Origin of the sequence: Streptomyces sp. NPDC020898, assembly GCF_044333925.1 — a bacterium.
Lineage (GTDB): Bacteria > Actinomycetota > Actinomycetes > Streptomycetales > Streptomycetaceae > Streptomyces.
The window spans coordinates 278,695-290,017 of record NZ_JBIRRV010000004.1 but is presented as its reverse complement, the minus strand read 5'-3'; the positions used below and the strand labels follow the sequence as shown (position 1 = coordinate 290,017).

8 protein-coding genes are annotated in these 11,323 nt (G+C 67.3%); 3 read left to right on the top strand and 5 right to left on the bottom strand.

What is annotated here, in order from left to right; all coding sequences use genetic code 11:
• Window positions 1–83 precede the first annotated feature (83 nt).
• Window positions 84–1,532, top strand: a complete 1,449-nt coding sequence (locus tag ACH4TV_RS15715; protein WP_398398249.1) for a CCA tRNA nucleotidyltransferase — start codon at window positions 84–86, stop codon at window positions 1,530–1,532.
• Window positions 1,533–1,663: 131 nt separating this feature from the next.
• On the opposite strand, the gene ACH4TV_RS15710 is transcribed toward ACH4TV_RS15715, so the two are convergent.
• From ACH4TV_RS15710 to ACH4TV_RS15695, 4 genes are all read right to left on the bottom strand, one after another.
• Window positions 1,664–2,113, bottom strand: coding sequence for a hypothetical protein (locus ACH4TV_RS15710; protein ID WP_398398247.1), 450 nt, complete (start codon window positions 2,111–2,113; stop codon window positions 1,664–1,666).
• Between the two features lie 115 nt (window positions 2,114–2,228).
• Window positions 2,229–3,491, bottom strand: a complete 1,263-nt coding sequence (locus ACH4TV_RS15705; protein WP_398398245.1) for an MFS transporter — start codon at window positions 3,489–3,491, stop codon at window positions 2,229–2,231.
• Between the two features lie 104 nt (window positions 3,492–3,595).
• The gene (locus ACH4TV_RS15700; protein ID WP_398398244.1) at window positions 3,596–4,678 is read right to left on the bottom strand and encodes an inositol-3-phosphate synthase; all 1,083 of its coding nucleotides are present in this window, start codon (window positions 4,676–4,678) and stop codon (window positions 3,596–3,598) included.
• A 43-nt stretch (window positions 4,679–4,721) separates the two neighbouring features.
• Window positions 4,722–5,408, bottom strand: coding sequence for a PadR family transcriptional regulator (locus ACH4TV_RS15695; RefSeq protein WP_398398242.1), 687 nt, complete (start codon window positions 5,406–5,408; stop codon window positions 4,722–4,724).
• 384 nt (window positions 5,409–5,792) lie between these two features.
• Here ACH4TV_RS15695 and ACH4TV_RS15690 point away from each other — a divergent pair, with 384 nt between their 5' ends.
• Together ACH4TV_RS15690 and ACH4TV_RS15685 are read left to right on the top strand one after the other, a co-directional pair.
• Window positions 5,793–8,528 carry a transglycosylase domain-containing protein gene (locus ACH4TV_RS15690; protein WP_398398240.1) on the top strand — a complete coding sequence of 912 codons (2,736 nt, stop codon included), beginning with the start codon at window positions 5,793–5,795 and terminating at the stop codon, window positions 8,526–8,528.
• 152 nt (window positions 8,529–8,680) lie between these two features.
• On the top strand, window positions 8,681–10,189 hold the full coding sequence (locus tag ACH4TV_RS15685; RefSeq protein ID WP_398398237.1) for a glycosyltransferase family 87 protein: 1,509 nt from the start codon (window positions 8,681–8,683) through the stop codon (window positions 10,187–10,189).
• A gap of 83 nt (window positions 10,190–10,272) precedes the next feature.
• On the opposite strand, the gene ACH4TV_RS15680 is transcribed toward ACH4TV_RS15685, so the two are convergent.
• Window positions 10,273–11,304, bottom strand: coding sequence for an alanine racemase (locus ACH4TV_RS15680; protein ID WP_398398235.1), 1,032 nt, complete (start codon window positions 11,302–11,304; stop codon window positions 10,273–10,275).
• Between the last annotated feature and the right edge of the window lie 19 nt (window positions 11,305–11,323).

Below are 11,323 nucleotides of genomic sequence, written 5' to 3'. Positions count from 1 at the left end.
ATTGATGGAGGAGTCCCCGGTGGAGTGCGTAAACGTTTTATGGAGGCGCGCGCCGTGGCCCGGGCCACGTACCCTTTTCTGTTGTGCCGAACGCCAACGAAGACAATGCCAGTGCCCCGACCCCGACCCAGGTGCAGCACCCCGCGGTGAGTGACCTGCAGTGGGTGGCCCCGGTCGCCGACGACCTCGCCCGCCGTTTCCAGGAGGCCGGGTTCTCGCTCGCCCTGGTCGGCGGCTCCGTCCGGGACGCGCTGCTGGGCCGGCTCGGCAACGACCTGGACTTCACGACAGACGCCCGCCCCGAGGACGTACTGAAGATCGTCCGGCCCTGGGCGGACGCCGTGTGGGAGGTCGGGATCGCCTTCGGCACGGTCGGGGCGCAGAAGGACGGCTACCAGGTTGAGGTGACGACCTATCGGTCGGAGGCGTACGACCGGACCTCGCGCAAGCCTGAGGTGTCGTACGGCGACTCCATCGAGGAGGACCTCGTCCGGCGTGACTTCACGGTGAACGCCATGGCCGTGGCGCTGCCGGAGAGGAAGTTCATCGACCCGCACGGCGGACGTGAGCACCTTGCCGAGAGGGTGCTTCGCACGCCGGGTACGCCCGAGGAGTCCTTCTCGGACGATCCGCTGCGGATGATGAGGGCCGCGCGGTTCGCCGCCCAGCTCGACTTCGAGGTGGCTCCTGAGGTCGTCACGGCGATGACCGAGATGGCCGGGCGCATCGAGATCGTCTCGGCCGAACGGGTACGGGACGAACTGAACAAGCTGGTCCTGTCCGCGCACCCGCGCAAGGGCCTGACGCTGCTGGTGGACACCGGCCTCGCCGATCACGTACTGCCCGAGCTGCCTGCCCTGCGTCTGGAGCGTGACGAGCACCACCGGCACAAGGACGTCTACGAGCACACGCTGATCGTCCTGGAGCAGGCGATGGAGCTGGAGCAGGACGGACGGGACCTCGTTCTGCGCCTCGCCGCGCTGCTGCACGACATCGGCAAGCCGCGTACGCGCCGCTTCGAGGAGGACGGGCGGGTCTCGTTCCACCACCACGAGGTGGTCGGGGCGAAGATGACCAAGAAGCGTATGACGGCGCTCAAGTACTCCAACGAGCTGGTGAAGGACGTCTCACGTCTGGTGGAACTCCACCTGCGCTTCCACGGCTACGGCACCGGAGAGTGGACGGACTCGGCGGTCCGCCGCTATGTCCGGGACTCGGGTCCGCTCCTCGGCCGTCTCCACCAGCTGACCCGTTCGGACTGCACGACGCGGAACAAGCGGAGGGCGACGGCCCTCTCACGGGCGTACGACGGCCTGGAGGAGCGCATCGCCCAGCTTCAGGAGCAGGAGGAGCTGGACGCGATCCGTCCCGACCTCGACGGGAACCAGATCATGGAGATCCTGGGCGTCGGACCCGGGCCGGGGATCGGGCAGGCGTACAAGTTCCTGCTGGAACTGCGGCTGGAGAACGGGCCGATGGAGCAGGAGTCGGCGGCGGCGGCGCTCAAGGAATGGTGGGCCGAGCAGAGCTGAGCTGTTCACGTCTGGGGAATGTTTCACGTGAAACGGGCTCATGTTTCACGTGAAACATGAGCCCGGAACGCGCTGAGGGCGGTGTTTCACGTGAAACACCGCCCTCAGCGCGTTGGTGTACCGAGCCTCGCTCAGACTTCCTTGAGGCAGAGCACGACGTCGTGGCTGCTGCCCTGCTGGTAGTAGGAGATCGTCGCTTCCGTGACGGCCTCGCACTTGTCGGCGTCGCTGGTGTTGTCAAACTTCTGGACGACCTTGTACTGGGCGTCGCTGGAGGTGCAGTCGACCTCGTTGAGGTCGGCACTCGTGTCTGAACCGTCGTTGTGCATGCAGGCGCCCACGGACGTTGTCTCGGCGTCACTCTGGTTGAAGTACCACTTGCCCAGGCCGATGGCTATCGCGATGGCGATGAACACGCCGAAGCGCAGCAACTTCTTACCGAAGCGCTTGGCCGGCGCGGGCGGCGGAACTGGAGCTCCCTGGAACGGGGCGCCACCCTGGTGCGGCGGGTACGGCTGCTGGGGAGCCCCCGGCTGGACGGGTACAGGCGCGGTCGGGTCCTGTGGCGGCGGAGTGGTCATTCGGGAGTCCCCCTTGGCTATGGGTGCGCTTGGTGTGAAGTAAGACGCACGTAAGTTATCGGGACCCACTGACAACTCTGTACCTCAGAGGGTCTCTGTGGCCTTCATGTGACACTTACCGGCGCTCAAAGCGGGCCATAGTCGCAGCAATTGCCCCGTAGATAACGGCGATTGTGACCAGGAGGGCCACCGAGCGGCCGTCGGATGGCAGCATCAGGGCCGCAACCCCAGCCGCGCCGACGAAGGCGACGTTGAACAGAACGTCGTAGACGGAGAAGATCCGGCCGCGGAACCCGTCGTCGACCGATGACTGGACGATCGTGTCCGTGGCGATCTTCGAGCCCTGGGTGACGAGGCCCAGGACGAACGCCGCGATCAGCATGGGGACTTCGGCGAACGCCAGGCCGAGGCCGGGCACCAGGATCGCCGCCGTCCCGGCGCAGACCACGATCCAGCCGCCGGCACCGAGTCGTCCGGCCGCCGCCGGGGTCATCACGGCCGCGACGAAGAAACCCGCGCCGGAGATGCCCACGGCGAGCCCCAGCAGGGCCAGCCCGTCGTCGGAGCCGTCCGACCAGGCGTACCGGCAGAGCATCAGCACCATGACCGTCAGGGCGCCGTAGCAGAACCGCATCAGCGTCATCGCGGCCAGCGACCAGGCCGCCTCCCGGCGCCCCGGCTCGGCGAGGTGCCGTACGCCCGCGGCCAGGCCACGTGCGGTGCCGGTGAGCGCGGCTCCCAGCCGGGGCTGCACCAACTCGGGGTCGGGGCCGAGCAGGTCCCGGCCCAGGCGCAGGGAGGCGAGCGAGGCGCAGAGGTACAGGGCGGCGCCCAGGAGGACCACCGCGGCGTCGGAGTCGGAGGCCGCCAGGCGTACGACGAAGGCGAGTCCTCCGCCGGCCGTGGCGGCAAGCGTGCCGGCTGTCGGGGAGAGCGAGTTGGCGATGACCAGTCGGTCGTCGTCGACCACGCGCGGCAGGGACGCCGAGAGCCCGGCCAGGACGAAACGGTTGACGGCGGTGACGCACAGCGCGGAGGCGTAGAAGAGCCAGTCGGGGACGTGGCTCAGCATCAGGACGGCGGTCACGCATGCCAGCAGGGCGCGCAGCAGGTTGCCGTACAGGAAGACCTGGCGGCGTCGCCAGCGGTCCAGCAGGACGCCCGCGAAGGGGCCGACCAGGGAGTACGGAAGGAGCAGGACCGCCATCGCGGAGGCGATCGCGGTCGGCGAGGTCTGTTTCTCCGGTGAGAAGACGACGTACGTGGCGAGCGCGACCTGGTAGACACCGTCGGCGCCCTGGGAGAGCAGCCGCACGGCGAGCAGTCGCCGGAAGTTCCTCAGGCGCAGGAGTACGCGCAGGTCACGCACGACAGCCATGGGGCACAGCCTCACATACGAGGAGGGTCCCCGGGCGGATGACCCGGGGACCCTCGACGGGCAGGAGCGACAAGCCTGTCAGGGCTTGATCAGCGCTGGACTCCTCAGCGCTCGACCTCGCCCTTGATGAACTTCTCGACGTTTTCCCGCGCCTCGTCGTCGAAGTACTGGACCGGCGGGGACTTCATGAAGTAGCTCGACGCGGAGAGGATCGGGCCGCCGATGCCGCGGTCCTTGGCGATCTTCGCGGCGCGCACGGCGTCGATGATGACGCCGGCGGAGTTCGGGGAGTCCCAGACCTCCAGCTTGTACTCCAGGTTCAGCGGGACGTCACCGAACGCGCGGCCCTCCAGGCGGACGTACGCCCACTTGCGGTCGTCCAGCCAGGCCACGTAGTCGGACGGGCCGATGTGGACGTTGTCGGCGCCGAGTTCGCGGTCGCGGATCTGGGAGGTGACGGCCTGCGTCTTGGAGATCTTCTTGGACTCCAGACGCTCGCGCTCCAGCATGTTCTTGAAGTCCATGTTGCCGCCGACGTTCAGCTGCATCGTGCGGTCCAGGACCACACCCCGGTCCTCGAACAGCTTCGCCATCACGCGGTGCGTGATCGTGGCGCCGACCTGCGACTTGATGTCGTCGCCGACGATCGGGACGCCCGCCTCGGTGAACTTGTCCGCCCACTCCTTCGTACCGGCGATGAAGACCGGGAGGGCGTTGACGAAGGCGACCTTGGCGTCGATGGCGCACTGGGCGTAGAACTTCGCCGCGGCCTCGGAACCGACGGGCAGGTAGCAGACGAGGACGTCGACCTGCTTGTCCTTGAGGACCTGGACGATGTCGACCGGGTCCTGGTCGGACTCCTCGATGGTCTCGCGGTAGTACTTGCCGAGGCCGTCGAGGGTGTGGCCGCGCTGGACGCTCACCCCCGTGGTGGGGACGTCGCAGATCTTGATGGTGTTGTTCTCGGAGGCGCCGATGGCGTCCGCGAGGTCGAGACCGACCTTCTTCGCGTCGACATCGAACGCGGCGACGAACTCCACGTCACTGACGTGGTACTCCCCGAACTTCACGTGCATGAGGCCCGGGACCCTGGACGCCGGATCGGCGTCCTTGTAGTACTCGACTCCCTGTACCAGCGACGCGGCGCAGTTGCCCACGCCGACGACGGCTACGCGAACCGAACCCATTCCGGTTGCTCCCTGTGTGTACGAGTGAGGACCGAGACGGCCCTCACGTGGCGGTGTCGTCGGACGGACCGGTCCGGGAGTCGTCCTCCCGGGACCGGGGCAGGCCGCCCGGCGCTCCAGATGTGGTGTCCTGCGAGTCGGGTTCCCCGGAAACGGCACCCTTGAGGTCCCGACCGGCCCGCTCGCTCTCGATGAGCTCGTTCAGCCAGCGCACTTCGCGCTCCACGGACTCCATTCCGTGGCGCTGGAGCTCAAGGGTGTAGTCGTCGAGGCGCTCTCGCGTACGCGCCAGAGAGATGCGCATCTTCTCCAGACGCTCCTCCAGCCGGCTGCGGCGGCCCTCGAGCACGCGCATGCGTACATCGCGGGACGTCTGCCCGAAGAAGGCGAATCGAGCGGCGAAGTGCTCGTCCTCGTACGCGTCCGGGCCCGTCTGCGAGAGCAGCTCCTCGAAGTGCTCCTTACCTTCCGCCGTCAACCGATAGACGATCTTGGCGCGGCGCCCCGTGAGTGGAGCGGCGAGCGCGTCCTCGGACGCACCCCCGGACTCCTCGATCAACCAGCCGCTCGCGACCAGCGTCTTGAGGCAGGGGTACAGCGTGCCGTAGCTGAAGGCGCGGAACACACCCAGTGACGTATTGAGTCGTTTGCGCAGCTCATAGCCGTGCATCGGGGACTCGCGGAGCAGGCCGAGGACGGCGAACTCAAGGATTCCGGAACGCCGGCTCATCGTCGCCTCCTCTCTCCCGCGGTCGGGCCGTGACGGTCTTGGGCACTCATTATGCCGAGCTGATGTATCGACTCGATACATCCAGACGATAGAACGAGCCTGTGGATGCGACAAGAGGGAAGGTCGTGAACGGGATCACATCACCGATTCGCAGGAAGCAAGTTGCCTGATTTGGGGTGAACTTCGGGACTAGGCAGGTTTTGACGGTGCGTAGTCTGTGGGCCATGCAGTCCACCGGGAACCGAGTGACGTTTGGGGACGTCGTCGTGCTTGGTGCGGTACGGGTGAATGCGAACACGGCCGCATCCGTACTTTGGGGGGACCGGAAACCAGCCGCCGTTTCCAGGCGCGCACGGGTGCGCCTGCCCAAGGAGTAATCGTTCGATGAGCGAGCACCGTCGCAAACCGCCGCAGCCGCAGGGAGGCGGACGTGCCGAGGGCCGACGCGGCCAGTCCGGCTCGTCCTCCGGCCGCCGTGCGGCACCGCGAGGCGCCACCGAGTCTCCTTCCGACTCCTATGGATCGGGTTCCTACGGGTCGGGTCCCTATGGAGCGGAAGGTGAAGAGCGCCTGTCCGGAGGCCGCGCCGAAGCCCGGCGCGCCTCGCAGAGAAGTACTGGTGGACGCCGCAGAGCGGCCGAGGGCGGCGGACGCCGCGGCGGTCCCGGCGGCCCGAACGGGCCCGGGCGCGGCAGAGGCCGCGCGGGCGGCCCTCCCCCCAAGAAGCGACTCATCGACTATCCGCGCGCGGGCAAGTACGGAGCGGCGCGCTGGATGCCGTCATGGCGGCAGGTGACGGGCCTGTTCATCGGCTTCGTGGGCAGCCTGGTGGCGGTGGCCGGCATCGGCTACGCCCTGGTGGGCGTGCCGAATGTCGCCGAGGCTGCCAAGGCCCAGAACAACGTCTACTACTGGGCCGACGGCAGCGAGATGGTCGCGACCGGTGGTGAGGCCAATCGTCAGATCATCGGCTACGAGCAGATTCCCGCGTCGATGCGGTACGCCGTGATGTCGGCCGAGAACAAGACGTTCGAGACCGACAGCGGCATCGACCCGATGGGTATCGGCCGTGCCCTGTTCAACATGGCCAAGGGCGGTCAGACACAGGGTGGTTCGACGATCACTCAGCAGTATGTGAAGAACGCCCGCCTGGACGATCAGTCGCAGACACTCACGCGGAAGTTCAAGGAGCTGTTCATCTCCATCAAGGTCGGCACCAACGTCGACAAGAAGGAGATCATGGCCGGTTACCTGAACACCGCCTTCTACGGCCGGGACTCCTACGGTCTGCAGGCAGCTGCCCGCGCGTACTTCAACAAGAACGCCAAGGATCTGGACCCCAGCGAGTGCGCCTTCCTGGCCGCGGTGCTGAAGGGTGCCACGTACTACGACCCCGCAGGCAACGTGGCCGTCGACCCCGTGAACGCCACCAAGGATGCCAACACCCAGCGGGCCGTGAAGCGGTGGAGGTACATCCTCGACGAGGAGGTCAAGGACGGGCGCATGACCGCGGCCGAGCGCGCCAAGTACACGGCCTTCCCGAAGATCCAGAACCCGCGTTCCAACACCGCGCTGGGCGGTCAGGTCGGCTACCTCGTCGACCTCGCCAAGGGCTACCTGATCAACAACACCGACAAGACCGGGATCACCGCCAGCCAGTTGCAGCAGGGCGGGTACTCGATCCAGACGACCTTCGACAAGAAGAAGGTCCAGGCGCTGGAGAAGGCGGTCACGAAGGTCCAGAAGGCGAACATCGACGAGGCCAAGCGTCCGGACACCGACAAGTACGTCCAGTTCGGTGGAGCCTCCGTCGACCCGGCAACGGGCGCGATCAAGGCCATCTACGGCGGTGTGGATGCGACCAAGCACTTCACCAACAACGCCGACACGACGGGTGCCCAGGTGGGCTCGACGTTCAAGACGTTCGTACTCGCCGCCGCGATGAAGTGGGGCGTACGAGATCCGGAGCTGGGGGCGACGCAGGCACAGGACGAGCGGACCCAGACCTCCCCGGAGAGCATCTACAGCGGCAAGAACAAGCTGAAGATCGAGAACTACGACGGCACGATCTGGAAGGACAAGGACGACAAGGAGTGGCTGCAGCGCAACGACGGCGACGAGTCGTACAACGCGCCCAGCTTCCGGATCGATCTGCGTGAGGCGATGCGGGTCTCGTCCAACTCCGCGTATGTCCAGCTCGGTATGGATGTGGGCCTGGACAAGGTCAGGGAGTCCGCCACCGACGCGGGCATCCTTGACAGCAGCCTGGCCAGTGCCGACTTCCCGTCGTTCTCGATCGGTACGTCGTCGCCGAGCGCGATCCGCATGGCCGGCGCCTATGCGACCTTTGCGGCCAGCGGCAAGCAGAACACCCCGTACTCGGTCGAGAAGGTCAGCAACAAGGACGGCACGGTCTTCGAGCACGAGAAGATCGCCACCTCCAAGCAGGCGTTCACCGAGCAGGTCGCCGACAACGTCACCGACGTCCTCAAGACCGTGGTCGACGACGGAACGGGTACAGCGGCTCAGCTGACCGGCCGTGAGGTTGCCGGCAAGACCGGTACCACCGACGGCAACAAGTCGGCCTGGTTCGTCGGCTACACCCCGCAGCTGTCCACCGCGATCAGCATGTTCCGGATGGACGACGACGAGACCAAGAAGAACCGCGAGTTCCTGGAGATGTACGGCACGGGTGGCCAGGAGAAGATCCACGGCGCCTCGTTCCCGGCCGAGATCTGGCACGACTACATGGAACAGGCGCTCAAGGGCGCGCCGGTGAAGGACTTCCCGACTCCCGAGCCCTACGGCGAGATCGTCGACGAGGACCCGCTGCCGAGTCCGACTCCCTCTGACACCGAGACCGAGGAAGCGACGCCGACGCCGACACCGACGCCGACACGCAGCGAGATTGAGATCGAGCCGTCGCCATCGCCCTCACCGACTGAGTCGTCCTGCGGCCCCTTCGAAGTCAACTGCGAAGACACCGGGGGAAGCGAGACGGGCGGCACGGACGAAGGCACTACCGATGGCGGAGTGACGTCCAGTCCAACGCCCACGGAGAGCAACGAAACCAGTAACGGCAACGCGAACGGCAACGGCAGCGGAGGCATCTTCGGCTGACCGGACGCGTAGCCGCGCAGCACCCGGCGCGTGTGTTTCACGTGAAACACCGATCCGATTCACGTTGTTTCACGTGAAACATGGGGCCGTCGCACCGATCAGGTGCGGCGGCCCTCGGCGTATTCCTAGGCGCGTACGGCAGGATGAGGCCCATGTCGAGTGCAGAGACGACGCGAGCGAGCGTGCGCGAGCCGGATCCAGTACGGCCGACCAAGGACGACGAGATCGCCGTGGCCGGCAGTGAGCTGATCGGCGGCCCTATCGGACGGCGTGCCCTGCTGGGGACGTCCTGGTGGACTCCGGTACGGGTGGTCGCGCTCGTGGCGATCGGCATGTTCGCCCTCGGCCTGGTCCAGAAGGCGCCCTGCTACGACGGCGGCTGGTTCTTCGGCGCCAGTACGCAGTACACGCATGCCTGCTACTCCGACATTCCGCACCTCTACCAGGGCCGCGGATTCGCCGACGGACTCGTGCCGTACTTCGACAAGTTCGACGGCGACATGCAGTACCTCGAATACCCGGTGCTGACCGGCGTGTTCATGGAGGTGGCCGCCTGGCTCACGCCCGGCAGCGGCAGTATCCAGCACCAGGAGCAGTGGTACTGGTTCGTCAACGCCGGAATGCTGATGGTGTGCGCGGCGATCATCGCCGTATGCGTGTCGCGTACGCACGCACGGCGCCCCTGGGACGGTCTGCTGGTCGCTCTGGCGCCCGCCGTCGCACTGACCGCCACCATCAACTGGGACCTGCTGGCGGTCGCTCTGACGGCCGCGGCGATGCTGATGTGGTCCCGGGGCCGGTCGCTCGCCTTCGGTGTCCTGCTGGGGCTCGCCACGGCCGCCAAGCTCTATCCCTTCCTGCTGCTGGGGCCGTTGTTCGTGCTGTGCTGGCGCGCGGGCATGTGGCGGCCGTTCGGCAAGGCACTGGGAGGCGCGGCCCTCGCCTGGCTCGCCGTGAACCTTCCGGTGATGGTCTTCGCATTCGAGGGCTGGTCGAAGTTCTACACGTTCAGCCAGGAACGGGGCGTCGACTTCGGCTCCTTCTGGCTGATCCTCGCCCAGCGCTCGGACAACCCGCTCACCACCGACACCGTCAACACCTTCGCGACGCTCCTGATGCTGGTCTCGGCCGCCGGCATCGCGGCGCTCACGCTGACCGCGCCGCGCCGTCCGCGCTTCGCCCAGCTCGCCTTTCTGATCGTCGCGGCCTTCATCCTCACCAACAAGGTCTACTCACCGCAGTACGTCCTGTGGCTGGTCCCGCTCGCCGTACTGGCCCGCCCGAAGTGGCGGGACTTCCTGATCTGGCAGGCGTGCGAAGTCGCGTACTTCCTGGGGATCTGGATGTACCTCGCCTACACGACCAGCGGCGACGCCCACAAGGGTCTGCCCACCGAGGGCTACCAATTCGTCATCGCCGCGCACCTGGTGGGCACGCTGTATCTGTGCGCCGTGATCGTCCGGGACATCCTCATGCCGGAGCGGGACGTGGTGCGCCGGGCCGGTGACGACGACCCGTCCGGCGGCGTGCTCAACGGCGCCGAGGACGTCTTCGTGCTCGGCCCCGCCGCCCGTCCGCCGCGGCACGCCGCGCCCTTCGACGGACCGCAGGTGGAATGGGGCAGCCAGCGGGTGCGGGAGGACGACGACCGTTCGCTCTGAGCGAACACCACGCGCAGGGAGACAGGTGAAAGGCCGTACACGGACTCCGTGTACGGCCTTTCACATGACCTTCGGCTGTGCGGTCAGCGGTCGACCATACGGTCGAACTGCGTGGTGGTGTGCCGCAGATGGGCCACCAGCTCCTCGCCGACCTTCGGCTCCGGGGCGTCCGAGGGAACGAAGAGGATCGAGACCTGCATGTGCGGCGGCTCGGCGAACCAGCGCTGCTTGCCGCCCCAGACGAACGGAGCGAGGTTCCGGTTGACCGTGGCGAGGCCGGCGCGGGCCACGCCCTTGGCGCGTGGCATGACGCCGTGCAGCGCCTTGGGGGCCTCCAGACCCACCCCGTGCGACGTACCGCCCGCGACGACCACCAGATAGCCGTCCGAGGCCGCCTTCTGCTGCCGGTAGCCGAAGCGGTCGCCCTTGGCCACGTGGGTGACGTCCAGGACGGCGCCGCGGTACTCCGTGGCCTCGTGGTCCCCCAGCCACAGCCGCGTCCCGATACGGGCGCGGAAGCGGGTCTGCGGGAACTGCTGCTGCAACCGCGCGAGGTCCTCGGCCTTGAGATGGCTGACGAACATGGTGTGCAGCGGCAGCCGGGCCGCGCGCAGCCGGTCCATCCAGCCGATGACCTCCTCGACGGCGTCCGAGCCGTCGGTGCGGTCCAGCGGCAGGTGGATCGCGAAGCCTTCGAGGCGTACGTCCTCTATGGCGGCGTGCAGCAGGGGCAGCTCCTGCTCGGTCACGCCGTGGCGCTTCATGGAGGACATGACCTCGATGACGACACGGGCGCCGACGAGGCCGTGCACCCCGTCCACCGACGACACCGAGCGGATCACACGGTCGGGCAGCGGTACGGGCTCCTCGCCCCGTCTGAAGGGCGTCAGCACCAGCAGATCACCGCCGAACCAGTCCTTGGTCCGGGCGGCCTCGTACGTCGTGCCGACGGCCAGGATGTCCGAGCCCAGCCGTGTGGCCTCCTCCGCCAGCCGCTCGTGCCCGAAGCCGTAGCCATTGCCCTTGCAGACCGGGACGAGCCCCGGGAACTGCTCGGACACGTGCTTGTGGTGCGCACGCCAGCGCGCGGTGTCGACGTAGAGCGTGAGCGCCATGGCCGGGACCTGGAACCTT